Annotated in this window: 23 protein-coding genes and 1 riboswitch; of the genes, 9 read left to right on the top strand and 14 right to left on the bottom strand. The window is 71.5% G+C overall.

Features of this window, described 5'->3' with window-relative positions:
• Positions 1–34 precede the first annotated feature (34 nt).
• The 4 genes from ACRY_RS16265 to ACRY_RS16250 all read right to left on the bottom strand — a co-directional run bounded on the left by ACRY_RS16265 (position 35) and on the right by ACRY_RS16250 (position 5,154).
• Complete coding sequence (locus ACRY_RS16265) at positions 35–820, bottom strand: enoyl-CoA hydratase (RefSeq protein ID WP_012040286.1); 786 nt, start codon at positions 818–820, stop codon at positions 35–37.
• A gap of 21 nt (positions 821–841) precedes the next feature.
• A complete protein-coding gene (locus ACRY_RS16260; RefSeq protein ID WP_012040285.1) occupies positions 842–2,827 on the bottom strand; it encodes an elongation factor G in 1,986 nt (661 codons plus the stop codon).
• A gap of 25 nt (positions 2,828–2,852) precedes the next feature.
• Positions 2,853–3,479 (bottom strand): hypothetical protein, encoded by a 627-nt coding sequence (locus ACRY_RS16255; protein WP_012040284.1) that lies wholly within the window; start codon positions 3,477–3,479, stop codon positions 2,853–2,855.
• Between the two features lie 64 nt (positions 3,480–3,543).
• Positions 3,544–5,154 carry a gamma-glutamyltransferase family protein gene (locus ACRY_RS16250; RefSeq protein WP_012040283.1) on the bottom strand — a complete coding sequence of 537 codons (1,611 nt, stop codon included), beginning with the start codon at positions 5,152–5,154 and terminating at the stop codon, positions 3,544–3,546.
• An 88-nt stretch (positions 5,155–5,242) separates the two neighbouring features.
• On the opposite strand from ACRY_RS16250, the gene ACRY_RS16245 reads away from it, so the two are divergent.
• Together ACRY_RS16245 and gpt are read left to right on the top strand one after the other, a co-directional pair.
• Positions 5,243–5,596 carry a tRNA-binding protein gene (locus ACRY_RS16245; protein WP_007422888.1) on the top strand — a complete coding sequence of 118 codons (354 nt, stop codon included), beginning with the start codon at positions 5,243–5,245 and terminating at the stop codon, positions 5,594–5,596.
• A complete protein-coding gene (gene gpt / locus ACRY_RS16240; RefSeq protein ID WP_007422887.1) occupies positions 5,596–6,084 on the top strand; it encodes a xanthine phosphoribosyltransferase in 489 nt (162 codons plus the stop codon). Before ACRY_RS16245 ends, gpt begins: the two co-directional genes overlap by 1 nt.
• A 252-nt stretch (positions 6,085–6,336) precedes the next feature.
• On the opposite strand, the gene ACRY_RS16235 is transcribed toward gpt, so the two are convergent.
• The 8 genes from ACRY_RS16235 to ACRY_RS16200 form a co-directional block, all read right to left on the bottom strand.
• Entirely contained in the window at positions 6,337–7,722 is a 1,386-nt protein-coding gene (locus ACRY_RS16235; protein WP_012040282.1) for a lyase family protein, read from the bottom strand.
• Positions 7,723–7,745: 23 nt separating this feature from the next.
• A complete protein-coding gene (locus ACRY_RS16230; RefSeq protein WP_012040281.1) occupies positions 7,746–8,492 on the bottom strand; it encodes an amino acid ABC transporter ATP-binding protein in 747 nt (248 codons plus the stop codon).
• Positions 8,485–9,213, bottom strand: coding sequence for an amino acid ABC transporter permease (locus ACRY_RS16225; RefSeq protein ID WP_012040280.1), 729 nt, complete (start codon positions 9,211–9,213; stop codon positions 8,485–8,487). The genes ACRY_RS16230 and ACRY_RS16225 overlap by 8 nt, the downstream gene beginning before the upstream one ends.
• 15 nt (positions 9,214–9,228) lie before the next feature.
• Positions 9,229–10,059: an ABC transporter substrate-binding protein gene (locus tag ACRY_RS16220; RefSeq protein WP_012040279.1), complete on the bottom strand. Its 831-nt coding sequence runs from the start codon at positions 10,057–10,059 to the stop codon at positions 9,229–9,231.
• The gene (locus tag ACRY_RS16215) at positions 10,056–10,958 is read right to left on the bottom strand and encodes a hypothetical protein (protein ID WP_012040278.1); all 903 of its coding nucleotides are present in this window, start codon (positions 10,956–10,958) and stop codon (positions 10,056–10,058) included. Before ACRY_RS16215 ends, ACRY_RS16220 begins: the two co-directional genes overlap by 4 nt.
• Before the next feature lie 47 nt (positions 10,959–11,005).
• Positions 11,006–11,917, bottom strand: coding sequence for a LysR family transcriptional regulator (locus ACRY_RS16210; RefSeq protein WP_012040277.1), 912 nt, complete (start codon positions 11,915–11,917; stop codon positions 11,006–11,008).
• 217 nt (positions 11,918–12,134) lie between these two features.
• Complete coding sequence (gene uppS / locus ACRY_RS16205; protein WP_007422662.1) at positions 12,135–12,986, bottom strand: polyprenyl diphosphate synthase; 852 nt, start codon at positions 12,984–12,986, stop codon at positions 12,135–12,137.
• 48 nt (positions 12,987–13,034) lie between these two features.
• Positions 13,035–13,802 (bottom strand): hypothetical protein, encoded by a 768-nt coding sequence (locus ACRY_RS16200; protein ID WP_231295292.1) that lies wholly within the window; start codon positions 13,800–13,802, stop codon positions 13,035–13,037.
• A gap of 240 nt (positions 13,803–14,042) precedes the next feature.
• Here ACRY_RS16200 and ACRY_RS16195 point away from each other — a divergent pair, with 240 nt between their 5' ends.
• The 4 genes from ACRY_RS16195 (at position 14,043) to ACRY_RS16180 (ending at position 20,566) form a co-directional block, all read left to right on the top strand.
• Positions 14,043–14,972, top strand: coding sequence for a dihydrodipicolinate synthase family protein (locus tag ACRY_RS16195; RefSeq protein ID WP_012040275.1), 930 nt, complete (start codon positions 14,043–14,045; stop codon positions 14,970–14,972).
• 159 nt (positions 14,973–15,131) lie between these two features.
• Positions 15,132–16,535, top strand: coding sequence for a TolC family protein (locus tag ACRY_RS16190; protein ID WP_012040274.1), 1,404 nt, complete (start codon positions 15,132–15,134; stop codon positions 16,533–16,535).
• Entirely contained in the window at positions 16,532–17,452 is a 921-nt protein-coding gene (locus ACRY_RS16185; RefSeq protein WP_012040273.1) for a hypothetical protein, read from the top strand. The genes ACRY_RS16190 and ACRY_RS16185 overlap by 4 nt, the downstream gene beginning before the upstream one ends.
• Before the next feature lie 9 nt (positions 17,453–17,461).
• Positions 17,462–20,566, top strand: coding sequence for an efflux RND transporter permease subunit (locus ACRY_RS16180; RefSeq protein ID WP_012040272.1), 3,105 nt, complete (start codon positions 17,462–17,464; stop codon positions 20,564–20,566).
• 18 nt (positions 20,567–20,584) lie between these two features.
• Here the strand turns inward: ACRY_RS16180 and ACRY_RS16175 are convergent, their stop codons facing one another.
• A complete protein-coding gene (locus ACRY_RS16175; RefSeq protein ID WP_231295291.1) occupies positions 20,585–21,883 on the bottom strand; it encodes a PQQ-dependent sugar dehydrogenase in 1,299 nt (432 codons plus the stop codon).
• Between the two features lie 173 nt (positions 21,884–22,056).
• On the bottom strand, positions 22,057–22,632 hold the full coding sequence (locus tag ACRY_RS16170; protein WP_012040270.1) for a hypothetical protein: 576 nt from the start codon (positions 22,630–22,632) through the stop codon (positions 22,057–22,059).
• Positions 22,633–22,880: 248 nt separating this feature from the next.
• A riboswitch (guanidine-I (ykkC/yxkD leader) is annotated at positions 22,881–22,991 on the top strand.
• 81 nt (positions 22,992–23,072) lie between these two features.
• Between ACRY_RS16170 and ACRY_RS16165 the strand changes: the two genes are divergently transcribed.
• The 3 genes from ACRY_RS16165 to ACRY_RS16155 are packed head-to-tail and all read left to right on the top strand — an operon-like array spanning position 23,073 to position 25,818.
• Positions 23,073–24,152: a putative urea ABC transporter substrate-binding protein gene (locus ACRY_RS16165; protein ID WP_012040269.1), complete on the top strand. Its 1,080-nt coding sequence runs from the start codon at positions 23,073–23,075 to the stop codon at positions 24,150–24,152.
• A gap of 8 nt (positions 24,153–24,160) precedes the next feature.
• Positions 24,161–24,979: an ABC transporter permease gene (locus tag ACRY_RS16160; protein WP_012040268.1), complete on the top strand. Its 819-nt coding sequence runs from the start codon at positions 24,161–24,163 to the stop codon at positions 24,977–24,979.
• Positions 24,976–25,818: an ABC transporter ATP-binding protein gene (locus ACRY_RS16155; protein WP_012040267.1), complete on the top strand. Its 843-nt coding sequence runs from the start codon at positions 24,976–24,978 to the stop codon at positions 25,816–25,818. Before ACRY_RS16160 ends, ACRY_RS16155 begins: the two co-directional genes overlap by 4 nt.
• Positions 25,819–25,840: the final 22 nt, after the last annotated feature.

Raw genomic sequence — 25,840 nt, 5'->3', positions numbered from 1 at the left:
GGATCTGAATGCGGTCCTATCGTCCGGGACGGAACTATTTCTTCCGGTCGAGGAAGCGGGAAATCCCCTCCCGCGCCGCCGCGTCCTGCATGTTGCAGGCCATCGCCTCGCCCGCCACATCATAGGCCTCGGCGATGCCGAGCTCGATCTGCCGGTAGAACTGCGCCTTGCCGATGGCGAGGGCGGCGCGCGGCTTGGCGAGAATCTGCTCCACCCGCCGCGCGACCGCGTCGTCCAGCTCGGCATCCGGCACCGCCTCGTTGATCAGGAAGCGCCGCGCCGCCTCGGCGGCATCGATCATCCCGCCGGTGAACAGCATCTCCAGCGCGGCCTTGCGCGGCACCGCGCGGGCGAGGGCGACGCTCGGCGTCGAGCAGAACAGGCCGAGATTGATGCCCGAAACCGCGAAGCGCGCGCTCGCCGCCGCCACCGCGAGGTCGCAGCTCGCGACGAGCTGGCAACCCGCCGCCGTCGCCACCCCCTGCACCCGCGCGATCACCGGCACCGGCAGCCGCTGCAAGCCGAGCATCACCCGGGTGCAGCGGGCGAAGAGGTCGCGATGCGCGTCCGCCTCCTCGCGCGCGATCATCTCCCGCAAATCGTGCCCGGCGCAGAAGGCGCGGCCATTCGCCGCCAGCACCACCACCCGCGCGCCCGCATCCGCCGCGATCTCGCCGATCGCCGCATCGAGCGCGGCGAGCAGCTCGTCGGACAGCGCGTTGAAGCTCGCCGGCCGGTTGAGCGTGAGCGTGACCACGCCCCGCGAATCCCGCCCGATCAGCAACGGCGCGGCCAGCGTGCCGGAACCATGCGTATCCATCTCTGCTCCTTATCCGTGAATTCAGGTCGCCGCCGCCTGCGCCACCTTCTCGGCCAGCCGCGGCGGCGCTTCCGACAGATGCTCGAAACTGTGGACGAAACTGCCGAGCCCCGCGGTCTGCGACCGCAGCTCGACCGCCAGCCCGTGCAGTTCCGCCGCCGGCAGCAGCGCCTCGGTATCGTCCCAGCCAGGCCAGCCCGCGCGCTCGGCATAGCCCAGGATCTGGCCGCGCCGGCCGGTCAGCAGCCGCTGCACCCCGGCGGTGAAGCCGTTCGGCGCGCTCACCGTGATCCGGTGGATCGGCTCCAGCAGCACCGGTTCGGCCTTCGCCAGGCCTTCCGCCATGCCCGCCCGCGTCGCCGAGCGGAACGCCATGTCGGAACTGTCCACCGCGTGGAACCCGCCATCGACCAGCGTCACCGCGATATCCACCACCGGATAGCCGAACGGCCCGCGGCGGGTCGCTTCCTCGGCGGCGTCGGCCACCGCCGCGATATACTGTTTCGGCACCGCACCGCCGACGATGCGGTCGTTGAAGGCGAACCCCTCGCCACGCCCGCGCGGCTCGATTTCCAGTTTCACATCGGCGAACTGGCCATGCCCGCCGGTCTGCCGCTTCAGCCGCGCGTGCTCGCGCACCGGCCGGCGGATCGTCTCGCGGAAGGGCACGCGCGGCCGCGCCGTCCGCACCGCGACGCCGGAGAGCCGCTCCAGCCGCTCCACCGCGCTGCCGACGTGAATTTCACCAAGCCCGGCGAGGCGCGTTTCGCCGGTTTCACCATCGCGCGTGAGCCGCAGCGCCGGGTCTTCCTCCAGCAGCTTTTCCAGCCCGCCGGCGAGCTTCACGTCGTCCTTCCGCTCCGCCGCGGCGATCGCGACCTCATGCAGCGGCGGCGGCGGCGCGGGGAACGCCAGTGCCGGCGCCGCCTCGCCCAGCGTGCCGCCGGTCGCCACCCCTTCGAGCCGGCCGAGTGCCACGACGTCGCCGGCCCCGGCCTCGGCCACGCGCTGCAATTCACCCTCGGCGAAGCGCATCATCCCGCCGATCCGCACGCCGCCATAGCTCGCCCCGTCGCGCAGCGCCCCGCGCCAGACCCGGGCGAAGGACAGCTTGCCCGCCGCCCCGCGCCAGCTCGTGCGGAACACCTGCGCCAAGGCCGGCCCTTCGGGTGCGATTCCATGCCGCGCCGCCGTCGCGCCCACATCCGGCGCGTCATGCCGCAACGCCTTCCACAGCCGCAGCACGCCATGCGCATGCTCGGCCACGCCGAACATGACCCCCGCCAGGCTGCGCGCCTCCATGTCCTTGCGGAAATGGCTGTAAAGCTCGGCGGGCGTGGGTGTCGCCCCTTCGATCACCTGTTCGAGCAGTTCGTCATCCCGGTCCGCGAGGCTGTCGATCAGCGCGTCATGCGCCGCCTGCTCGGTCTCGGCCACGGCCGCCGGCAGCCCGATCCGCTCGGACGCCGCATCCGGCCGGTAGCGGAACGCCCGTTCCGAGAGCAGGTCGACATAGCCGATGACCCGTTCGCCCTCGCGTATGGGCATCTGCCGCGGCACGAGCTGCACCGCGGTTTCCGCCTGCATCGCCGCCACCAGCGCCTCGGCCGGCGCGCTCAGCGCATCCACCTTGTTGACGAAGACGAGGAAAGGCACGCCGGAGTCCTCCAGCATGCGGAACACCGGCCGCAGCGCGATCGCCCGCGCCGGGTCGGGTTCGGCCACCACGACGGCGAGATCCGCCACCGCGAGCGCCGCCGCCGCCTCGTGCACGAACTCCACCGATCCAGGACAATCCAGCAACGCCCATCGCTCGCCGAGGAAATCGCAATGGGCCGGCCGCATCTCGTGGGAGGAACTTCGCTCGCGCCCGCCGCGCCTTGCCTCGCCACCGCCGGCCATCTCGACCAGCGCGGCGCTCAGCGTGCTCTTGCCGCTTCCCTGCGGACCAACCAGGGCGACGGCGCGCGGCCCGTGCGGGGCCGCTCCGTGGGCGGGGTCTTCCATGTCCTTGTCCTCCCGGCGCCGCCCACTATTCGCCCTTTTCGCCGGAATTCAAACCGGAATTTTTCTCCTCGCCATAGATATGCTCATAGAGTGCCGGATAATTCCGCTTCAGTCTGTTGGCCGCGTAACCGATCTGTTTCGAATCGGCCGGCTGGCGCAATTCCGCGTCGGTCGCCAGTTCCCACTCGCCGGGGCGCGACCGCGGATCGAGCCACCGCCATCTCGAAAACCCGCGCAGCCAGCGGAACAGCACGGCGACCATCGCCGCCATGACGATCATCTGCACGATCAGCCCGATGCGGGCGAACGCGCTCGGCGTGGTGAGCGCGATCGCCAGGGACGCCAGGAACGTCGCGCCATAGGCCGCATACGTCCCGAGCCGCAGCCAGCGGAACAGCGCCAGCATCCGCACCTTGCCGCGCCCCATCCCGCCCATGACGATGCGCATGGCCGCCACCGCGACAATGGCGAACGGCCAGACCACGTAGAGCATGAACGGCCCGACGAACCCGGCGCCCCAGATCAGCTGCGCAAGGAAGATCAGGATCAGCGCGGGCATGAAGCCCAGCACGGTCACGCCCGTCACCGCCATCGGCATCAGCGCCGCCACCGGCGGCGGCCGCGGCCGGTCCCCCGGCCCGCCGCCGCTCATCGCACCGCCAGTCGCGAACGGCGACCGCTCCGATGCGACGCGATGATGGCCGCGCGGCGTGGCATCAATAGCCGAGCGCGCAGCCGTCCTTGCGCGGGTCGGACCCGCCGATCAGCACGCCGCGCCCGCGATCGATCCAGATCGCCTGGCCGCCGCCATGCGGCCGCGCATCCGGCCGGTCGTCGCGCACCACCTTGTGGCCGCGCGCGACCAGGCCTTCGAGGGTCGCCGCCGGCACCGACCGCTCGACCTCGACCTGCCCGCCGAAGGGGAAGACGCGGGCGAGATCGAGCGCCTCCTGCACGTCGAGCCCGTACTGGCGCATGTTGGTCACCAGCCAGGACTGGCCCATCGGCTGGTAATGCCCGCCCATCACGCCGAACGGCATCACCGCCTCGCCGCCCTGGGTCGCCATGCCGGGGATGATCGTGTGCATCGGCCGCTTGCCCGGGGCGATGCAGTTCGGATGGCCGCGCTGGATGCGGAAGCCCATGCCGCGATTGTGCAGCACCACGCCGGTATCCCCGGCGAGAATGCCCGAGCCGAAGCTCTCGTAGGTCGAGTTGATGAACGAACAGGCATTGCCGTCCTCGTCCACCACGCAGAGATAGACCGTGTCGCGATGCAGCGGCAGCGCCGTCTCGCCGGCGCGCGGCAGGTCCACCATCGCCCGGTCGTCGCGGATCAGCGCCCGCAGCCCGCCGAGATAGTCATCGCTCAGCAGATGCGCGACCGGCACCTCCGCCTGGTCCGGGTCGGCCAGCAGCGCGTCGCGATCGCGATAGACGAGGCGCGCCGCCTCGATGTGCCGGTGCAGCCGGATCGGCCCCATCGGCCCGTCCGGCGCCGGGCCGAACCCTTCGAGAATGCCGAGCAGCATCAGCGCCAGCAGGCCCGAGCCGTTCGGCGGGCATTCCCAGATCGTCAGCCCGTCGAAATCGCGCCTGATCGGGGTGACGAATTTCGCCGCGGTGCGGCCGGCGGCGAAATCCGCCTCGGCATGCACGCCGCCGCGCGCCCGCAGCTCGGCCACGATCGCGGCGGCGACCGGCCCCTCGTAGAACGCCTTCGCCCCGTCCTTGGCGATCGCCCTGAGCGTGCGGGCAAGCTCGGGCTGGCGGAACATCGTGCCTGCGACCGGCGCGGCACCGCCCGGCAGCAGCGCGGCGGCGCCGCTGCGGCGCAGCTTGCCCTCGGCAATCTTCCAGTCGAAGGCGACGCGCGGATGCACCGGATGCCCCTCCTCGGCATAGCGGATCGCCGGCGCCAGCGCCGCATCGAGCCCGCGCCGCCCATGCGCCGCGAGCAGCGTCTCCCAGGCGGAGACGGCGCCCGGCACGGTGACGGCATGGGCCGAGATGTTGTCGAACTGGGCGATTCCCTGGGACTCGAAATAGTCGATCGTCGCGCCGGCGGGGGCGCGGCCGGAGCCGTTCAGCGCGATCACCTCGGGGCTGCCGGCCTTCTTGTAGAGGCAGAAGCAGTCGCCGCCGATGCCGGTCGATTGCGGCTCGATCACGCCGAGCACCGCCGCCGCCGTCACCGCCGCATCGAGCGCGTTGCCGCCCGCCCGCAAGGCGTCGAGCGCGGCGAGGGTCGCCGCCGGCATCGAGGTCGCCGCCATCGCCCGCCCCGCGTAAACCGCGCTGCGGCCCGGAAAATCGAAATCGCGCATTCTCTGGACACTCCTGTAACGATCTGCCGAATCAAATCGCACTCCGCCGCCGGATTGACAATGCGCCCGCGCTGGCCAATGCAGCCTCATGGCCGAGAACCCGCCCCCGACGATCACCTATGACGATTTCGCCCGTGTGGACATCCGCGTCGGCACCATCGTCGATGCCAAGCCTTTCCCCGAGGCCCGCAAGCCCGCCATCCGCCTGTGGATCGATTTCGGCGGCGCGCTCGGCGTCAAGCGCTCCTCGGCGCAGATCACCGTGCATTACGCGCCGGACCGGCTGATCGGCCGGCAGGTCTGCGCCGTGGTCAATTTCCCGCCCCGCCAGATCGGCCCCTTCATGTCCGAGGTGCTCACCCTCGGCATGCCGGACGAGAATGGCGAGGTCGTGCTGATCCGCCCCGATTTCACCGTGCCCGACGGAGGACGCCTGTTCTGATGGCCACGCATTACTACACCGTCTCGTGGGACCAGCTTCACCGCGACTCCAAGGCGCTGGCCTGGCGGCTCAACGCGCTGGCGCCGTTCGATGGCATCGTCGCGATCACCCGCGGCGGGCTCATCCCGGCCGCCATCGTCGCCCGCGAGCTGGAATGCCGCCTGATCGAGACCGTCAGCATCGTCACCTATGACGAGGAGCGGATCGGCAAGCCCACCATCACCAAGCCGCCCACCGCCGCAGGCGACGGCGCGGGCTTCCTGATCATCGACGATCTGGTCGATACCGGCACCACCGCGCGCGAGGTGCGCCAGCTTCTCCCCCGCGCCCATTTCGCCACCGTCTACGCCAAGCCGGCCGGCAAGGCGCTGGTCGACACCTTCATCACCGAGGTCTCGCAGGATACCTGGATCCTGTTCCCCTGGGACACCGAGCCGCAATTCGTCGCCCCCATCGCCCGCGCCGGCACGCCGCCGCGCGGGGCCTAGTGTCCCGCCCCTGAAATTCGTGGGTGAATTTCAGGGGCAAGCAGGCCGCTGAACGATTGTTTTTTACTGTCCACTTTGAATCTGGTGGATCGGGCCGATGATGAATCGGCCCGGCTCTCCGTCCATCGCCTGCGGGTGAATTCGTATGGGTGAGGGCCTCGAGCCGGCGGGACCGTGCGTGACCGCCGGCAGGTTCCCGGCCCGGCGCACTCCGAGGCCGCGGCCCGGCGGCGCCAGGCGGGAGCCGGTTCGTCAGGCCAGCGGCCCCGTCGACGCGGAGCCATTCGCCCTGTCGCGCAGCCGCGCCGCCGCCGCCCGCGCCGGGCCGACCATTCCGCGCGCCAGCGCGACGCTCTGGCCGATATAGGACGAAGGGTCGAGCGCGTCCCTGACCATCGCGGCATCGACGCGCCCGGCCGCATCGGGGGCGGCGGCGATCAGCGTCGCAAGATCCCCGCCGGTTTCCACCGCTTCGGCAATCGCATGATGGACGATATCGTGCGCCACGGTTCGGCCGAGCAGCGGCGCCAGCGCCATCATCGCATTCTCGGAGGCCATGAACGCGCCCGACATCGCGAGGTTGCGCCCGATCGCCGCCGGCCGCAGCCGGATCGCCGCCAGCAGTTCATCCATCTGCGCCGCCAGTTCGTAGGCCAGCGGGCAGGCCTGGTCGATCAGCGCCGAGAGCATCTGGTTGTTCGCGCCATCGCCCTCGAAACTCGGCTGCATCGCCTCCAGCGCCAGCGGCACCTGCGCGCGCACCCGCGCCGAAAGCGCGATCACATGCACCGCGATCTTCGAGTTCACCTTGTGCGGCATGGTCGACGAGCCAATCACCTCCTCGCCGAGATCCTCGATGACCTCGCCGAACTCGTCCGACATCATCACGTAGAGATCCCGTGCGATCTTGCCGCAGGTCGCCGCGAACATCCCGAGGAGCAGGACGTATTCGGCGAAGGTGTCGAGCCCGGCGCGCGAGGGGATCTCGTGCCAGCCGAGCCCGAGCCGCGCCGCGAGCCGGCGGTTCAGCTCGGGCCCGGCCTCGCCCACCGCATGCATCGCTCCCACCGCGCCGCCCCATTGCGCGCGGAAGACGCGCGGCGCCGCCTCGCGGAACCGCTCCTCATGGCGGAGAAATTCCTCGATCCAGCCCCCTGCCTTGAAGCCGAAGGTGATCGGCAAGGCGTGGCGGATATTGGTGCGGGCCACCGTCACCGTCCCGGCCTCGGCCTCGGCGAAGCCGGCGAGCCGGTCGAGGATCGCGGCGAGCCGGCGCATCAGTGCCGCGTGCGCCCGGCGCATCAGCAGGACCCGGCCGGTCTGCACCACGTTCTGCGTCGTCGCCCCCCAGTGAACGAAGCCGCCGGCCTCGCCCGCGCAAGCGCGCGAGAGCAGCCGCACCAGCGAGACCACCGGCGCGCGCGTCTTGGCGATATCCGCCGCCAGCGCCGCCTCGCCGATCGTCTCCAGCCGCGCCCGCGCGGCGATCTCGCGCGCCGCCTCCGCCGGGATCATGCCGAGCTCCGCCTGCGTCGCGGCGAGTGCGGACTCGACATCGAGCCAGGACTGCCAGACCGACTGGCGGCTGAACAGCGCCGCGATCTCGGCCGGCGCGGGTGGGGGGACGTTCTCGGTCATGGGCATATTCCTGTGGGCGGGGATCAGAGAACCTGGTCGAGAAACTGTTGCAGCCGCGCGGTCCCGGGATGATCGAACAGGCGGTCCGGCGCGCCCGTCTCGACGATCCGGCCGCGATCCATGAAGACCACCTCGCCGGCCACCTCGCGGGCGAAGCGCATCTCGTGGGTCACCACCAGCATCGTCATTCCCGACAGCGCGAGATCGCGCATCACGTTGAGAATGCCCTTGACCAGCTCGGGATCGAGTGCGGAGGTCGCCTCGTCGAACAGCATCACCGCCGGCTCCATCGCCAGGGCGCGCGCGATGGCGACCCGCTGCTGCTGCCCGCCCGAAAGCTCCGCCGGCCGCCGCCGCTCCAGCCCCTCGAGCCCGACCGCGCGGAGCTGCGCGACCGCCCGCGCCTCCGCCTCTTCCCGCGCCATCCGCCGCACCCGGCGCAGCGCCAGCGTCACGTTGTCCATCACGTCGAGATGGCTGAACAGGTGGAAATGCTGGAACACCATGCCGACCCGTGCCCGCATCGCGTCGACATCCGTGCCCGGCCCGGTGATGTCCACGCCGTCGATCATCACGCGCCCCTCGTCCGGCCGCGCCAGCAGGTTCGTGCAGCGCAGCAGCGTCGACTTGCCCGACCCCGACGGCCCGATGATGCAGGTTGTGCTCCCGCGGCGGACATCGAGAGAGATCTCACTCAACACCTCGGTCGCGCCATAACGCTTGGTCACCTGCTCGAACCGCACGGCAACCCCGTTCGCCGCGTCAGACATCGGCGCGCCCTCCCTGCCGCTCGCCGCGCAGCCGCCGCTCCCACGCATTCACCGCGTAGGTCATCGGCACCGTCAGCGCGAGATACAGGATCCCGGCCGCGGTGAGCGGCGAGAGATTGGCGTTGTTGATCGCCGAATCCTGCGCGATCGAGAAGATCTCCCGCTGCGACGAGGTCAGCCCCAGCAGGAACACCAGCGCCGTGCCCTTGATCACCAGGATGAACTGCCCGGTCAGCGGCGGCAGCACCCGGCGGATGCCCTGCGGCAGGATGATGTCGCGCATCGTCTGCCACCTGGTCATGCCCAGCGTGCGCGCCGCCTCGATCTGCCCGCGCTCGACGCTCTGCAGCCCGGCACGGAAGATCTCCGCCATGTAGGCCCCCTCGATCAGCCCGATCGAAAGCGCGGCGTAGGCATAGGTATCGTTGCCGAACAGGCTGAGCCCCGCGATCGGCAGCCCCTGGCCGATCAGGTAGATCGTCAGGATGTGCGGCAGCCCCCGCAAGATATCGACATAGACGCGGCAGGCGAGCCGCACCACGGCCGGCCGCGCGAGCAGTCCGGTCGCGATCGCGAGCCCCACCACCATCCCGATCAGCGAGGCCAGCACGGCGAGCAGGATCGTGTTCGGCAGGCCGACGCGCAGCAGCGTCGGCATCACATGCGCGATCATGTGCGCGTCGAAGAACGTCTGCTGAATCCGCGCCAGCCCCCGGAACATCGGCGCGTCCCGCGCTCAGGCCTTCGCCGGCGGCTGGTGCGGCATGCCCGGATAATCCTTGTAGAGCTGATCCGGAATGCGCACCGCCGGCGGATTCCACTTCACGAACAGCTTCGTGTAGGTGCCATCCTTCATCAGTTCGCCGATCGCCCTGTCCATCGCCTTGAGCAGCTTCGGATTGCCCTTCGCCACGGGATATTCGGCAACGCCCGTGGTCACGGTCTGCGACGCGACGAGACCGGGATGCTTCTTCACCAGCGCGTTCGCCGTCGCGAGCCCGGTGAAGAGTCCGTTCACCTGGCCCGCGATCAGCGCATTCAGGCTGGCGGCGATGTTCGGGAACTCCCGCACCTTCACCCCCGGCGCGATGTGGCGCAGCAGCGGGATCAGCGCGCTGCCCTGGGTGATCGCCACCGTCTTGCCGGACGCGCCGTCCACTTTCCCGATCGCCGCCCCGCTCCGGCTCACCAGCCGCGCCTGGCCGTAGCCGATCGGCGTGGTGAAGGCGACCGCCTTCTGCCGCGCCGGCGTCACCAGCGTCGCGAAAGCCGCCGTGTCGTAGATGTGGTTCCGCACGCCCGGCAGCATGCTGGCGAAACTCGTCGCGACGAACCTCACCTTCAGCCCGAGCTTCGCCGCGATCGCCTCCTCGAACTCCACCAGAAAGCCGGTCGGCTTGCCGTCGGCGATGAAGGAGACCGGCTTGTCGTCGGTCCGGTAGGCGACGGTGAGCACCCCCCTCGTGATCGTCGGCGGCGGCGCGGCGGCGAGGGCCGGCACTGCCATCCCCGCCGCGAGCCCGGCCACCATGGCCGCGAGACCCAGTGCGTTTCTGCGTGTGGTCATCTGGTTTCCTCCTCCTGATTGTTCCGCGCCGCGCCGAGCACGGCGTCGCGCGCCGCCGCCGCGGCGAACAGGGCGCCAGGGTCGTGCCCCACGCCCTCGATCTCGATAAGCCGGTGCCGCAGGGCTGCACCCTGCCGCGCCGCGAGATGAGCGATATAGTTGCGCCCGCGCGCCAGCCGGTGCGGCCCCTGCGCCAGCGCCGGCGGCGTGCGGTCGAGCATCCGGTGCTCCGGGTCGCAGTCGCGCCGCCCGAGCAGATAGACCACGTCGCGCCGGGCATAGCGCGCCTCGATCGCCGCATCGTCGAGCGGCCCGCCATAGGCAGGCCGCCCCGCGAGCCCGTATTTCCACGGCCCCGCCGCCGGCCCGAACCAGACATACGAGGCCGGGTTGGCGACGACGTAGCGCACCGCGTCGCCGAGCGGCGAGAGCACCGCATGCCGGTGCGCGAGCTGGCCGCCGGCCGAATGTCCCGCGATCACGATCTCGCTCACCAGCGGATACGCCGTGCGATCGGAAAAATGCCCGATCAGCGCATCGAGGACCGAAAACGCATCGAGCCCGGCCGGCGCCACCGCCGCCCCGCCCTCGATCCAGATCCGGTCGGGCCAGCGCGCGAGCCGCGCCGCATCCTCCACCCCCGCCAGATCCGCTGCGATCGGGAATTGCGGCACCGCCAGCGCCAGCGTGCCGAGCCGGTCGCCAAACGCATCTGTCGCGATATCGGCATATTCGATGCAGTCCCGCCGCGCGCCGTGCAGGACGATCAGCGCCTGCCGCGCGGCCGCCCCCTCCGCGCCGCGGAACACCGCCGGTACGCTGAAACCGCTCGCGCCGGGCGCGAACCGCTCCGGTGCGAGCATCGCCCGCTTCACCGCGATGCCGAGACGTTCCTCCATGCCTTCGTGATACCGCACCGCCCGGCGCGGCCAATCAGCGATTCCGGTCAAATCGATAAGGAGCTCTTATCGACAAGCCGGCGGGCGAGGCGAAGCGTGGCGCGCAGGGCGGGCGCGGTATCGCTGCGGCGGTAGATGAGGATGAGGTCGGTGACGATGCGTTCGCGCAGCGGTCGGTAGGCAACGCCCGGCACCACGAAACGCGCCATCGTTTCCGGCACCATCGCGACGCCGATGCCGGTGCCGACAAGGCAGAGCATGGTGGCGATTTGCGGCACGGTCTGCACGGTGCGCGGCGCAAAGCCGGCGGCGGCGCAGGCTTCGGCGGTGAGGCGGCGGAGGCCGCCGCTCGGTTGTTCGATGTACTGGATGAAGGGATGTTCGGCGAAGGCGGCGAGCGGCAGCAGCCCGGCATCGCGGCGGGTGCTGGTTTCGGCGACAGCGATCATCATGCGTTCGCGCGCGAGGGTGAGGGTCGCGAGGGCGGGGTCGAGGGTCGGCAGCGGCGAGCGGACAATCCCGAGATCGAGGCGGGTTGCGGCGAGGTGCTGGACCTGGATCGTGCCGGAGACCTGGTCGATGCGGAGCGCGATTTCCGGTCTGGTGGTGTCGATCGCGCGGATCAGGGCGGCGAAGAGAGGGTGGAAGGCGGCGGAACCGACATAGCCGGCGGCGATGGCGCGGCGATGGCGGCGGGCGATCGCGGCGCCGGCGCGTTCGGCGCGGTCGGCCTGGGTGACGATCGCCCGCGCCTCGGGCAGCAGGCCGAGCGCGGCGGCGCTGGGCCGGATGTTGCGGCCGGCGCGATCGAAGAGCGACAGGCCGAGCGCGGTCTCGATCGCGCGGATGAGCTGGCTGAGGGCCGGCTGGCTGATGCCGAGGCGTTCGGCGGCATGGCCGAAATGACCCGCATCCGCCGCGGCGACAAAGGCGCGCCAGTGGCGCAGTTCGACCTGCATCGGCGTTTCCGGCCCCGCGTGAAGACAACGGGAACAGCGTATGCGCCGGGGCGGGTGCTGGCAAACCCGGCTCGGGGCGCACGGTCAGGCGGGCCCGCTACCTGCCCTGGTGTCCTGCCCCTGAAATTCGTGGGTCAATTCCAGGGACAAGCAGGCCGCCAAACCGTCGTTTTTTCTGGTGTCCCGAATCTGAAATCCATCAGGATCGGAACGTGCTCTAGCGGCCGAAGCGGCGGTCGCGGCGCTGGAAGGCGCGGATCGCCCGCAGGTAGTCGATCCGCCGGAAGGCGGGCCAGGTGGCGTCGCAGAAATGCAGCTCGCTGTGCACGCTCTGCCAGAGCATGAAGCCGGAGAGGCGGATCTCGCCGCTGGTGCGGATGATCAGGTCGGGGTCCGGCATCCCGCCGAGATAGAGATGCCGGCGGATCGCCTCCGGGCTCACCGCGGCGGCGGCGGCGGCGCAGTCCATGCCGGCCCCGGCGCATTCGGCGAGCAGGGCGCGCACCGCATCGGCGATCTCCTCGCGCCCGCCATAGCCGATCGCGAGCGTGACCGTCATGCCGTCATTGCCGCTGGTGGCGTCCTCGGCGGCGTCGATCGCGGCGAGCAGGGCGGGGGGCAGGATGTCGCGCCGGCCGATCGCGGCGAGGCGGACGCCGCGGCTGCGGATGTGCGGATCGGCGACGAGAGCGCGCATCTTGGCCTCGACGGCGCCGAGAATGCCGCCGACCTCCGCCTCCGGCCGGCCGAGGTTGGCCGGCGAGAAGACCCAGAGCGTGATCATCGGAATGCCGAGCTCGGCGCTCCAGGCGAGGATCTCGTCGAGCTTGGCGGCGCCGAGGCGGTAGATCTCGCCCGGGTCGCTCAGCCCGGCGAGGCGGGCGTGGCGGCGGTTACCATCGAGGATGATGCCGACATGGCGCGGCAGCGGCCCCGCCGCCACCTCGCGGGCGAGCCGCCTCTCGTACAGGCGATAGACCAGGCGCCACACAACGCGCCTTGCGGCCTCGGACAGTCTGGGGCGGCGGGATGCGGCCGCGCGCGGCGCGCCGGCCTGTTCGGCGAACATGCCGTCTTGTGGCCCCCGCGCCGCCGCAATGCAAGCCGCCGTCTGCGGCTATTCGGCGGCGATCGCCCCCGGCCCGGCGCGGCGGTGGCGCAGGCAGATATGGCCGACCGCCAGCGCCACAGCGACGGTGAGCATCGCCGCGACGGCCGGCGTGCCGAACCCGAGGCCGCTGCTGCTCACCGGCTTGTCGAACCAGTCCGCGAAGGAGGCGCCCATCGGCCGGGTCAGGATATAGGCGGTCCAGAACGCCGCGACCTCGTTCAGCCCGAACAGCCGCCGGGCGAGGCCGGGCACCGCGAACAGGGCGGTGAACAGGATGGCGGAGTTCAGGTAGCCGAGGCCGAAGGTCGATGCCGTGAGGTCGCCGGCGGCGGTGCCGAGGGCGAAGGTGGCGATCACGGTCGCCCAGTAGAACGCCTCGCGCCGCGGGGTGGCGACGGTGTGGATCGACAGCGTGCGTTCCGACAGGCTCCAGGCGCCGAGGATCACCACGAGGCTCGCGGCGAACATCCCGGTCGATACCGGATAGGGCACGCCGAGGACGACATGGATGACATCCGCCACCATCGTGCCGAAGATGCTGACCATCACGACCAGCAGCCAGTAGATCGCCGGCACGTAGCGCCGGGTCGCGAATTGCAGGGCGAGGGCGGCGAGAAAGCCGAGCCCGCCGCCGATCACCGCGAGATAGGGATTGGTGTGGAAGACCAGGAAGTCGGAAGTGGCCTCGCCCATCGCGGTGGAGAGGATCTTCGCGACCCAGAACGCCAGCGTGATCTGCGGCACCTTGGCGCCGTAATAGCGCCGCTTGTCCATGCGCATGAAAGTCCTGGCCCAGCCCACTGCCGATGGTCTCCCCTTCCCCGTTGCCGACCCGTCCGGAATGGCGGCCCCGCCGCATGACTGCAACCCCGCGCCGCGGAATGTGAACGCCCGCCGGCGGATTGACTTTTCCGCCGGGGACGGGAAGCTGCCGCGCGGCGCGAACCCAAGCCGGGGACCGCCGCCGCCGGACCGCATCTCTGCGCCGGCGCAACCAGCAGCCTGGGAACGACCATGACCGAGACGCAGACGAGACCGCGATACAGGGGTGTGTTCCCCGTGGTGCCGACGATTTTCGACGAGTCGGGGCGGCTCGATCTCGACGGCCAGTGCCGCGCCGTGGATTTCATGATCGATGCCGGCTCGGACGGGCTGTGCCTGCTCGCCAATTTCTCCGAGCAGTTCGTCCTCGGCGATGACGAGCGCGAGATCCTGATGAAGCGGATGCTCGAACACGTCGCCGGCCGCGTGCCGGTGATCGTGACCACAAGCCATTTCAGCACCGATATCTGCATCGAGCGCAGCCGCCGCGCCGAGGCGATGGGGGCGGCGATGGTCATGGTGATGCCGCCCTATCACGGTGCGACGATCCGCGTCGGCGCCGCCGGGCTGTGGGATTTCTTCCGCCGCCTGTCGGATGCGATCGGCATCCCGGTGATGATCCAGGACGCCCCCGTGGCCGGCACGCCGCTGCCGGCCGAGCTGCTCGCGCAGATGGCGCGCGAGATCGCGCAGATCGCCTATTTCAAGATCGAGACGCCGCAGGCGGCGGCCAAGCTGCGCAGCCTGATCGAGCTCGGCGGCGCCGCGATCGAGGGGCCGTGGGACGGCGAGGAGGCGATCACCCTGCTCGCCGATCTCGACGCGGGGGCCACCGGCGCGATGACCGGCGGCGGCTATCCCGACCTGATCGGCCCCATCGTGCACGCCTATCTCGCCGGCCGGCGCGACGAGGCGGTGGCCGGCTACGAGCGCATCCTGCCGCTGATCAACTACGAGAACCGCCAGTGCGGGCTGATCGCCGCGAAGGCGCTGATGCGCGAAGGCGGGGTGATCCGCAGCGAGGCGGTGCGCCATCCCCTCGCGCCGCTCCATCCGGCGACGCGCGACGGGCTGCTGGAAATCGCCAGGCGGCTCGATCCGCTGGTCCTGCGCTGGGGCTGAGGGCCGCGCTCTCCGGCAACCGGCTGGCAACCTTGTGAACCCGCCGGCATTGACTTGGCGCGCCGGCCCGCTCACTGCCTCGGCTCGTTTTCCCGCGATCCGCACGGGGCGATTTGCACGAAGACATTGCATGGCACGGCACGAACGGAGGTATCGCGGTTGATCGGGCCCGCCGGCCATGCGCCCGGCCCGCGGCATCGCGGACTTTTGCCCGCGCTGCGGCGGGTCGCCCCGCTGCTCGCCCTGGCGCTGGCGGGCTGCGCGCACGTCCGGCCCGCGCCGATCGACCCCGCCGCCGCCGCCGCCGCGCTGACCGCCCGCCGGCTCGACCAGCCCGGCCTCGTGCGGTTTCTCGACGCGATGGGCGAGCCTCCGCACGGGCGTTTCGGCCTGCGGGCGCTGACGCTGGTCGCCGTCTACGAGCGGCCGGACCTCAGGATCCGCACCACGGAAGCCGACGTGGCGGCCGGGCAGGTCGTGCGCGCGCGCCAGCTTCCCAACCCGACGCTGTCGCTCTCGCCGACCTTCAACGCCACCCAACCGGTGCCCTCGCCGATCAAGGTCGGGCCGGTGATCCAGTTCCTGGTCGCGAATTTCGGCGCGCGGCAGGCCGGGATCGCGGCGGCGCGGGCGCGCGAGGCCGCCGCGCGCGATGTCATCGCCGCCGCTGCCTGGCGGGAGCGGTCGGCGGTGCGCGATGCGCTGCTGACCTTGTGGCTGGACCGGCGCGCGGCGCGGCTGCAACGCCTCGCGGCCCGCGAGGCCGGGCAGGCGCAGGCGCTGATCGCCCAGCGCGCCACGGCGGGCATGCTGGCCGAGACCGTTCTCGCCCGCGCCGAGGCGGCGGCCGATCGCGCGCGCTTCGCCGCGGCGGAGGCGGCGGGCCGGATCGGCGCCGACCGCGCCCGCCTCGCCGCCGCGATCGGCATGCCGGCGGCGGCGCTGCGGGGGGTGTCGCTGTCCTTCGCCGCCTTCGCCCATCCATCGGCCCCGGCGCCGGACCGCTGGCCCGCCCTGGTCCGCGCGGCGCTCACGGCGCGGCCGCAGGTCGCCGCCGCCCTCGCCCGCTACCGCGCCGCCGACGATGCCCTGCGCCAGGCGGTGGACAGCCAGTTCCCCGGCATCTCGATCGGCCCCGGCTATCATTACGACCAGGGCGACAGCAAGTTCATCCTCTCGCTCTCGCTGCCGCTGCCGGTGCTCAACCAGCACCAGGGGCAGATCGCCATCGCCCGGGCGCAGCGCCGCCTCGCCGCCGCGAGGTTCGAGCGGGCGCAGGCGCGCGTGCTGGCGCAGATCGACGCGGCGGCGGCGGCCTGGCGGGGCAGCCGGGACACGCTGCTGGCGGCGCGGCGGCTCGATGCGATCGCGGCGCGGCGCGCGGCGCAGGCGGCGCAGGCCTACCGGCTCGGCGCCACCGGCCGGCTGCGCCTGGTCGAGGCCGAGGGGCAGGCGATCCTCGCCCGCGAACAATTGCTGACCGCCGAGGGCCAGCGTCTGCGAGCGCTCGCCGCCCTGGCCGACGCGCTGCATCATCGGGTTTTCAGGGAGGTGTCCGCATGAGGCGGCGTGTCGCGGGAATGGCAATGGCGGCGTTCCTGGTGCTGGGCGCCGGCGCGGCGCGGGCGGCGGGCGGCGTGACCGTCGACGCGGCGACGCTGCGCAGCGGGCTGATCGTCACCGCGGTGCCCGCCCTGCACACCGAGACGCCGATGATCGCGGCCTATGGGCGGGTGATCGACCCGACGCCGGTCTTCACCCTGCGGAGCCGGATCGTCGCGGCGCGGGCGGCGGATACCCTCGCCGCCGCCACCCTGGCCCGCACGCGCCGCCTCTATCACGCCGCGGGCAATGTCTCGGAGGCGAGCGTCCAGCAGGCCGAGGCGGGGGCGACGAGCGCGCGGGCGCGGCTCGCGGCGCTGCGGTCGGCGGCGGCGGCCCGCTTCGGCGCCGCGCTCGGCGCCGCGATCGCCGGGAACGGCGCGCCGTTCCGCGCCATCGAAGCCGGCGGGTCGCTCGTCTCGGTGGTGCAGGGCGGCGCGGCGCTGAACCACCTGCCCGCCGCCGCGACGGCGCGGCTGGCGAATGGCGGGACGGCGGCGCTCCATGCCATCGGCCCGGCGGGGCAGCTGCCGCCGGGGCTGCTCGGCCAGGCGTTCCTGTTCACCGGACCGGCCCTGCCCGTCGGCACGCCGCTCGCGGTGTCGCTGCCGGCGGGGCGGACGATCGCCGGATATGACGTGCCGGTCTCGGCGCTGGTCTGGCACCATGACCGCGCCTTCGCCTTCGTGCGGACGGCGCCGCGCGTCTTCACCGCCGTTCCGCTCGGCGGCACCGGCTCGCTGCGGCGGGGCGATGCGCCGGGCACGCGCTTCGTGCCCGCCACGGCGCTGCCGCGCGATCCCGCCATCGTCGTGCGCGGGGCCGGGCTGCTGAACTCGATGCTGGCGCGGACCGCCGGCGCCGCCGGCGGGACCTGAGACCGGCCCATGCTGTTGTCCGCCATCGTCCGTGCCGCGCTGCGCTACCGGCTCGTCGTCGTGCTGCTGGTGGGCGGGCTCGCGGCGATCCAGATCGCGCGGCTGCCCGGCGCCCGCTACGACGTATTTCCCGAATTCACCGCGCCGACGGTGGTGATCGAGACCGCCACACCCGGCTTCAGCGCGTTGCAGACCGAACAGCTTGTCACCGACCGGCTGGAGCGCCGCCTCACCGGCCTGCCCGGCCTCGCGCGGATGCGCTCGACCTCGGAGGCCGGGCTGTCGGTGGTGCATCTGGTGTTCCACGGCGGCACCGATCCCTTCGGCGACCGCCAGCGCGTCGCCGGGCGGCTGGCCGAACTCGGCGGCGCGCTGCCGGCGGGGATCGTGCCCCGGCTCGCGCCGATGCAGTCCTCCACCGGCACGGCGCTGGAAATCGGGCTCTACCCCACCGGGCACATGTCGCTGGAGCGGCTGACGGCGATCGCCGAGACCGAGGTGCGGCCGGCGCTGCTGGCGGTGCCGGGGGTGGCGAATATCGTGATGTTCGGCGCGCGGCCCCCGCAATTCGACGTCGCCGTGCGGCCGCGCCGCCTGCTGGCCACCGGCTTCACCCTGGCGGCGGTGGCGCGGGCGGCGCATGCGGCGAGCGCCGTGCTCGGCGCCGGGTTCATCGACAGCGGCGCCCAGCGCCTCGTCCTCGCGCCGGAGGGGCAGGCGCGCAACGCCGCGGCGCTGGCGGCAAGCTGGCTCGGCGCGCGCGATGGCGTGCCGGTGAGCCTCGGCGATGTCGCCCATGTGCGGATCGCCGCGCCGCCGCGGTTCGGCGCGGCGCTGATCCATGACCGGCAGGGGCTGCTGCTGCTGGTCTCCTCGCTCTATGGCGCCAACACGCTGAAGGTCGCCAACCAGGCGGCGCACGTGATCGCGCGGCTGACGCCGGGGCTGCGGGCGGAGGGGGTCGGCGTCGATCCGCGCGCCTTCACGCCGGCGGCGTTCATCCGCGTCGCGCTGCTCGATCTCGGCCATGTGCTGCTGATCGGCGCGGCGCTGATCCTGCTCGTGCTGCTCGTCGCGCTGCGGGACTGGCGGGCGGCGCTGATTTCCTTCGTCGCCATTCCGGTGTCGCTGCTGGCGGCGGTCGGGGTGATCACGGCGCTCGGCATCACCCTCAACACCATGGCGCTGGCCGGCCTCGCGATCGCGCTCGGCGAACTGGTCGACGACGCGGTGGTCGATGTCGAGAACATCACCCGCCGCCTGCGGGAGAACCGCGCCGCCGCCGCCCCGGCGCCGAGGCTGCTGGTGATCCTCCGCGCCTCGCTGGAGGTGCGCAGCGCGATCGTGTTCGCGAGCGCCGCCGTCGTCGTCGCGTTCACCCCGGTGATCGCGCTCGGCGGCGTGGCGGGACGGCTGTTCGCGCCGCTCGGCATCGCCTATATCGCCGCGATCGCGGCCTCGCTCATGGTGGCGCTGGTGGTGACGCCGGCGCTCGCGGCGCTGCTGCTCGGGCGCGGCGATGACGGGCGGGCGCACACGCCGCCGATCGTGCTGCTGCAACCGGCCTACCGGCGGGCGCTGGCCGGCCTCGAACGCTGGGGGCGGCTCGCCGCCGTGCTGGCGGTGGCCGTGGCGGCGGTGGCGGCGGTCAGCGCGCCGCTGCTCCAGGCGCGCTTCCTGCCGCGCTTCCGCGAGAATGACGTGATCGTCCACTACCTGGCCGCGCCCGGCATGTCGATCGACGCGATGCTGGCGATCGGCCGGCAGGTGGTCGGCACGATCGAGCACCTGCCCGAGGTCGCCAGCGCGGTGATGCATATCGGCCGGGCCTCGATGAGCAACGGCCATGCCGGGGTGAACAAGGCCGAAATCGACATCACGCTCAGCCGGACCGGGAACCGCCACGCCGCGCGCTCGACACAGCGGATTCTCGCCGCGGTCGACGGCATCCAGGGGCTGACCTGGTGGAGCCATACCTTCCTGAGCGAGCGGATCGACGAGAGCCTGGCCGGGGTGACGGCGCCGGTGACGGTATCCGTCTACGGGCCGAACCTCGCCCGGATCGACGTCGCGGCGCAGCGCATCGCCGCCGCGGCGCGGCACCTGCCGGGGGTGCGCGCGGCATCGCTCGCCGCGACCCAGGCGGAGCCCACCCTGTCGGTGACGCTCGATCGCGCGGCGATGCTGCGCTATGGCGTGACGGCGCGCGCGGCGCTCGCGGCGCTGCGGATCGCCTATGCCGGCACGGTGGTCGGCCATGTGTATCGCGGCACGCTGGTCGAGCCGGTGGTGGTGACGCTGCCGAAGGCGCTGCGCCGCGAGCCGGCCTCGGTGGGCGACCTGCCGGTGGCGGCGTCCGGCGGGATGGTGGTGCCGTTGCGGCGGATCGCGCAAATCGGCCAGACCCGCGGCCCGGCGCAGATCCTGCACGATGACGGCCGGCGGGTGCAGGTCGTCACCGTGCAGACCGCGCACGGGCGGTCCGCGGCGGTGGTCGCGGCGCTGCGCCGGCGCATCGCCGGGCTTGGGCTCGGGGCCGGAATTTATGTGCAGTATGGCGGCACCGCGATCGCGGGCGGGGCGGCGCGGCGCTCGCTCGTCGTGCATGCGGGGATGGCGCTGGGCGTCATCCTCGCGCTCATCGCGCTGGCGCTGCGCGACGCGCGGGCGGTGGCGCTGATCGTCGGCATCCTGCCGGTCGCCTTTGCCGGCGGCGTCGCGGCGGTGTGGATCTTCCTCGCCGGTCATCTCGGCCTCGGCGCGATGGTGGGGCTGGCGACGCTGTTCGGCCTGACGCTGCGCAACGGGCTGCTGCTGCTGATCCACATGCGCCGGCTGGTGCTGGAGCACGGGATGGACTGGTCGGCGGCGACGGCGCGCGCGGCGGCGGCCGACCGGCTGCCGGCCATTGTGATCACCGCGAGCGTGACGGCCCTCGGGCTGCTGCCGCTGGCGATCGCCGCCGGCTCCCCCGGCGATGCGATCGAGGGGCCGATGGCGATCGTCATTCTCGGCGGGCTGCTGACGGCGACGCTGCTCTCGCTGTTCGTCCTGCCGGTGCTGGCGCCGCGCCTCGCCCGATTCCGCCCGCCGGCGGATGACGGCCTCGGCTGACGGCAGGGCGCGCCGGCCTCAGGCGCCGGTCACCCGCCAGATCACGTCGCCGACATCGTCGGCCACGAGCAGGCCGCCATCCGGGCCGAGCGCGACGCCGACCGGCCTTCCATAGGACTCGCGTTCGTCCGCCGAGAGGAAGCCGCTCAGGATGTCGCGCGGCGGGCCGGCGGGGCGGCCATCGGCGAAGGGGATGAAGACGACCTTGTAGCCGCTCAGCGTGCTGCGGTTCCACGAGCCGTGCTGGCCGATCGCCATGCCTTCGGGAAAGCCGGGCAGCGCGCCGGCGGGCAGCCAGCAGAGGCCGAGCGAGGCGGTGTGGCCGCCGAGCGCGTAATCCGGCGTGAGGGCGCGGGCGACGAGGGCGGGGTCCTGCTTCACCCGGTCGTCCACCGTCTGGCCCCAGTAGCAATAGGGCCAGCCGTAGAAGCCGCCCTCGCGCACGGTGGTGAGATAGTCGGGCGGGGTTTCGTCGCCGATGCCGTCGCGCTCGTTGACCACCGTCCAGAGCGCGCCGGCGCGCGGCTCCCAGGCGAGGCCGACCGGGTTGCGCAGGCCGGCGGCGAAGATGCGGCTGGCGCCGCTGGCAAGGTCGATCTCGTGGATGGCGGCGCGGCCTTCCTCCACCGCCATGCCGGCCTCGGCGATGTTGGTGAGCGAGCCGACGCCGACATAGAGTTTCGCGCCGTCCGGGCTCGGCAGCAGGCTGCGGGTCCAGTGGCCGCCGGGGTTGAAGCGGGTGAGCCGCCGCCCCGGCGCGGCGATGCGCTCCGCGCCGTTCGTGTAGGGGAAGGCCATCACGCCATCGGTATTGCCGACATAGAAGGTGTCGCCGACCAGGGCCATGCCGAAGGGCTGGTTGAGATTTTCCATGAAGGCGTTGCGGATTTCGGCGACGCCGTCGCCATCCGCGTCGCGCAGGCGGGTGATGCGGTTGGCGCTCGGCCCCATCGCGGCGGCGCGCTTCATCGTGCTGATCATCGCGTAGTCGAAGATCGAGGAGGGCGGGCGCGGCACCTCGCACGCCTCGGCGATCAGCACGTCGCCGCCGGGGAGCGCGCAGATCCAGCGCGGGTGCTGCAGGCCGGTGGCGAAGGCGTTGACCTTCAGGCCGGGAGCGGCCACCGGCGTGCGCCCCGCAGGCCAGCCGCGCGCCGTCGGCATCTTCAGGGTCGGGATGCTGCCCTGCGATTTCGCCGGCGGGATGGCCGGCGCGGTGCCCCAGGCGGGCTGGCGGGGCGCGTCCGACCGGCGGGCGAGAACGGCGGCGCCGCCGACCAGGGCGACGATCTGCGCGAAGATATCGGAAACGCTCACTTCATGCTTCTCCATGGATTTCAGGGCGGTGCGTCCGGCCGGGCGGACCGGAAACTGCCCTGTGCGAACAGTCACATCGTTTCGTTGTCGTGATGTTATATTGTTCGTCCATTTTCGCCGCATGACAAGTATCCGGCGATTGGGCCGGACATGGGCGGGCCGCCTGGCGCGGATCAGCGACCGGGCGGGGCGCGGTTGCGGCGGGGCGGCGGCGCGCAGGCGGCGGGCGGGCGGAACCGGCGCGGCAGCGGTGCCAGCGCCGGGACGCGGCGGCTCGGGCGGGGGGCTGCGGCGTCGCGGCCGGATTGGCGCGGCGGGCGCGGCGGGAGGCGGAGCGGCGCGGGGAGTTTCACGCCGAGGCAGCGGCAGAGCGGGCGGAGGATGCGGCCGAGGCGCGGTTCCTCGCCGATGCGGCGCTGCAATTCGGGATCGGCGAGCAGGGCGCGGAGCTGGCCGGCGGCGGCGATGGCCTCGGGGACCGGAGCGAGAAGCCAGGCGGTGCGGCGCGGCAAGGCCAGCCTTGCGCGATCCACCGGCCGGCGTGGCCGGCGGCTCGCGGGACGCGGACGCGGGGCCGGAACCTGGTTATCGCAGAGGCGGCGCAAAAATGTGGCGTAGCGGCGCAGGCGGGTCCAGAGCAGGATGGTGAGGGCGCCGCTCCCGGGGCCGAAGGCGCCGGCAGCCCCGCGCCGGGCGACGGCGTCGCACAGCGTGTCGATCAGGGCGCGGAAGCGGCGGGCGACATCCATGAACGGAACAAGAACACACTCGCGCCGGGGTGGGCAAGAATTTTGCTCCGTTTTTGCTTCTTCTGCTCCGCTCCCGTGCCGCAGGGGCGGATCACACCGGCGTCATCCGATTATTTGCTCCGCATTTGCATATCTTGACATCTTTTGGTGATTATTCTCGTTGCACTTTATGGAGATTCGACGCCGACCGCCTATTTTATTTGCTTGCTTCTGCCGGTGCGTTCGCCTCTGGCACGCCGGTTGCAGGAGCAAAGCCGAGCTAGGGTTCCGGCCGGATCAAAAATCCGGCGCTGGTCCGAGAGCTTCAGCCGCGCGGGAGACATCCGCGCGGTCCACGGCGGGACAAAAGCCCGGGAGAGACTTTGGTGCGTGGGTGTGCATCGGTTTCTCCGTTCGCCCCCTCGCGCCGATCGATGCGATCGACGGTGAGGAGAAGACCGATGCTGACACGCAAGCAATTCATCAAGACGGGAGCCGGGGCGGCGACGGCGGCGGCGGTGTTGCCGGGCCTGCCTGTGGCGCGGGCCGGCGGAGCGAAAAAATTCAAGCTGGCCTGGACGATCTATGTCGGCTGGATGCCCTGGCCCTGGGCGGCGGACAAGGGGATCGTGAAGAAGTGGGCGGACAAGTACGGGATCGAGATCGAGGTGATCGAGGTCGCGGATTATCCGACCTCGATCAACCAGTACACCGCCGGCGCGTTCGACGCGCTGACGATCACCAACATGGACACGCTGGCGGTGCCGGCGGTGGGCGGGGTGGATTCGACCTCGATCATCACCGGGGATTACTCTAACGGCAACGATGCCGTGATTCTCAAGGACAAGACGAAGTTCACCGACCTGAAGGGGCAGAAGGTGAACCTCGTGCAGTATTCGGTGTCGCAATACCTGTTCGACCGGGGGCTGGAAAAGCACCACATGAGCGAGCGGGACGTGCGCATCGTCAACACCTCCGACGCTGACATGGCGGCAGCGTGGATGACAAAGGCGGTGACCGCGGTGGTGACGTGGAACCCGATCGTGCAGGAGATCATGAAGAATGCCGATGCGCACGAGGTGTTCACCTCGGCGCAGATTCCGGGCGAGATTCTCGACCTGTGCATCGTGCGGACCGATGTGCTGAAGGCGCATCCGGAATTCGCGAAGGCGCTGACCGGGGCGTGGTACGAGACGCTGGGGATCATGCTGTCGGACAGCGCGGAGGGCAAGGCGGCGCGGACGGCGATGGCGAAACTTTCGGGCACCGACCTCGAGGGTTTCGATGCGCAGCTGAAGACGACGCATCTGTTCGCCGACCCGGCGGGGGCGGCCGCGTTCACCCGCTCGGCGCAGCTGGTGAAGACGATGGAATATGTCCGCACCTTCCTGTTCCGCCACGGGCTGATGGGCCAGGGCGCGACCTCGCCCAACGTGGTGGGGATCGCGTTTCCGGACGGGAAGATCCTCGGCGACAAGCGGAACGTCAAGTTCCGCTACACGTCGGACTTCATGCGGATGGCGGCGGCGAAAAAGCTCTGAGCCGGGCGATGCGCGTCATCAACCGCCATCCCCGGCCCGGCAGCGGACGGGTGCTGATGCTGCTGCCGTTCCTGCTGGTCGGGCTTGGCTACATCGTCGTCTCGACGATGCGGCACGAGGTCAATCCATCTGACAAGGTGTTGCCGACGCTGGCGCAGATGGCGGCGGGGATGCGGGAGATGGCGCTCACGCGCGACATGGCGACCGGGCAGTATCCGCTGCTCGCGGATACGCTGGCGAGCCTGCGGCGAATCCTGTCGGGGCTGGCGATCGCCACCGCGATCAGCTTCGGGCTCGGCATTCTCGTCGGCATGGTGCCGTATCTTCGCAAGCTGCTGCTGCCGTTCATCACCGCCTTCTCGATGGTGCCGCCGCTCGCGGTGCTGCCGATCCTGTTCATCATCGCCGGGATCGGCGAGACGGCGAAGGTGGCGCTGATCGTGATCGGCACGGCGCCCTATATCGTGCGCGACCTGGTGCTGCGGGTGGAGGAGCTGCCGCGCGCGCAGATGATCAAGGCGCAGACGCTGGGGGCGTCGTCCTGGCAGATCGCGCTCCGGGTGGTGGTGCCGCAGATGGCGCCGCGGCTGATCGACAGCCTGCGGCTCTCGCTCGGGCCGGCCTGGCTGTACCTGATCTCGGCCGAGGCGATCGCGGCCCAGGACGGGCTCGGCTACCGGATCTTCCTGGTGCGGCGCTATTTCGCGATGGACATCATCATTCCCTATGTCCTGTGGATCACGCTGCTGGCGGTGGTGTTCGACGCGGCGTTGCGGCTCGCGCAGGCGAAGGCGTTCCCGTGGTTCGCCGGGGCGGCGCGGTCGTGAGCGGGGCGGCGGCGCGGCTGATCGAGGTGCGCGATGTCTGGCAGGTGTATGGCGCGCGGATCGTGCTGGAGCGGATCAGCCTCGGGATCGAGGCGGGGAGTTTCGTGACGGTCGTGGGACCGACGGGGTGCGGCAAGACGACGTTCCTGCGCATGCTGATGAGCGAGGAGACGCCGAGCCACGGCACGATCCGGCTGGCGGGGGCGGCGCTGCCGGGCGAGCCGACGGCGGACCGCGGCGTGGTGTTCCAGCGCTATTCGGTGTTTCCGCATCTGAGCGTGCTCGGCAACGTGGTGCTGCCGCTGGAGATCGCGGCGGCACCGCTGCTCGGGCGGCTGTTCGGCGCGGCGCGGCGGCGGGCGGAGGCGCGGGCGCGGACGCTGCTGGAGGAGGTGGGGCTCGGGCATGCGGCGTCGCTCTATCCCGCGCAACTGTCGGGCGGGATGCAGCAGCGGCTGGCGCTGGCGCAGGCGCTGATCCTGAAGCCGCGCGTGCTGTTGCTGGATGAGCCGTTCAGCGCGCTCGATCCGGGCACGCGGGCGGATATTCACGGGCTGATGCGGCGGCTCTGGGAGGAGACGCGGATGACCGTGGTGATGGTGACGCACGACATCAGCGAGGCGTTCCGGCTGGGCACGCGGGTGCTGGTGTTCGAGCGGCCGGAGCCGGACGATCCGGCGCGGGGGGCGCGGATCACCCATGACATTCCCGTGCGGCGCCGGGCGCCGCGCAACGGGCCGGGGGACGACCCCACGGCCGGGACGATCGCCCGCGAGGACGGCCTCGCTAGAGCATCATCCGATCAGATGGAATCATCTGATCGGATAAAGATGCTCTAATTATCAACAAGATAGAGCACTA

The sequence above is a fragment of the Acidiphilium cryptum JF-5 genome (assembly GCF_000016725.1).
GTDB classification, from domain to species: domain Bacteria; phylum Pseudomonadota; class Alphaproteobacteria; order Acetobacterales; family Acetobacteraceae; genus Acidiphilium; species Acidiphilium multivorum.
Note: the sequence above shows the minus strand (reverse complement) of the source record. Positions and strands in the feature narration are given on the sequence as shown.

Coding starts and splice junctions, on each gene's coding strand:
- ACRY_RS16195 (WP_012040275.1), top strand. CDS start 14,043: ATGACCGAGACGCAGACGAGACCGCGATACAGGGGTGTGTTCCCCGTG.
- ACRY_RS16250 (WP_012040283.1), bottom strand. CDS start 5,154: ATGCGCGATTTCGATTTTCCGGGCCGCAGCGCGGTTTACGCGGGGCGG.
- ACRY_RS16225 (WP_012040280.1), bottom strand. CDS start 9,213: ATGTTCCGGGGGCTGGCGCGGATTCAGCAGACGTTCTTCGACGCGCAC.
- ACRY_RS16255 (WP_012040284.1), bottom strand. CDS start 3,479: ATGAGCGGCGGCGGGCCGGGGGACCGGCCGCGGCCGCCGCCGGTGGCG.
- ACRY_RS16180 (WP_012040272.1), top strand. CDS start 17,462: ATGCTGTTGTCCGCCATCGTCCGTGCCGCGCTGCGCTACCGGCTCGTC.
- ACRY_RS16185 (WP_012040273.1), top strand. CDS start 16,532: ATGAGGCGGCGTGTCGCGGGAATGGCAATGGCGGCGTTCCTGGTGCTG.
- ACRY_RS16215 (WP_012040278.1), bottom strand. CDS start 10,958: ATGGAGGAACGTCTCGGCATCGCGGTGAAGCGGGCGATGCTCGCACCG.
- ACRY_RS16210 (WP_012040277.1), bottom strand. CDS start 11,917: ATGCAGGTCGAACTGCGCCACTGGCGCGCCTTTGTCGCCGCGGCGGAT.
- ACRY_RS16265 (WP_012040286.1), bottom strand. CDS start 820: ATGGATACGCATGGTTCCGGCACGCTGGCCGCGCCGTTGCTGATCGGG.
- ACRY_RS16230 (WP_012040281.1), bottom strand. CDS start 8,492: ATGTCTGACGCGGCGAACGGGGTTGCCGTGCGGTTCGAGCAGGTGACC.
- ACRY_RS16200 (WP_231295292.1), bottom strand. CDS start 13,802: ATGGACAAGCGGCGCTATTACGGCGCCAAGGTGCCGCAGATCACGCTG.
- ACRY_RS16235 (WP_012040282.1), bottom strand. CDS start 7,722: ATGACCGAGAACGTCCCCCCACCCGCGCCGGCCGAGATCGCGGCGCTG.
- gpt (WP_007422887.1), top strand. CDS start 5,596: ATGGCCACGCATTACTACACCGTCTCGTGGGACCAGCTTCACCGCGAC.
- ACRY_RS16165 (WP_012040269.1), top strand. CDS start 23,073: ATGCTGACACGCAAGCAATTCATCAAGACGGGAGCCGGGGCGGCGACG.
- ACRY_RS16245 (WP_007422888.1), top strand. CDS start 5,243: ATGGCCGAGAACCCGCCCCCGACGATCACCTATGACGATTTCGCCCGT.
- ACRY_RS16220 (WP_012040279.1), bottom strand. CDS start 10,059: ATGACCACACGCAGAAACGCACTGGGTCTCGCGGCCATGGTGGCCGGG.
- ACRY_RS16260 (WP_012040285.1), bottom strand. CDS start 2,827: ATGGAAGACCCCGCCCACGGAGCGGCCCCGCACGGGCCGCGCGCCGTC.
- uppS (WP_007422662.1), bottom strand. CDS start 12,986: ATGTTCGCCGAACAGGCCGGCGCGCCGCGCGCGGCCGCATCCCGCCGC.
- ACRY_RS16160 (WP_012040268.1), top strand. CDS start 24,161: ATGCGCGTCATCAACCGCCATCCCCGGCCCGGCAGCGGACGGGTGCTG.
- ACRY_RS16170 (WP_012040270.1), bottom strand. CDS start 22,632: ATGGATGTCGCCCGCCGCTTCCGCGCCCTGATCGACACGCTGTGCGAC.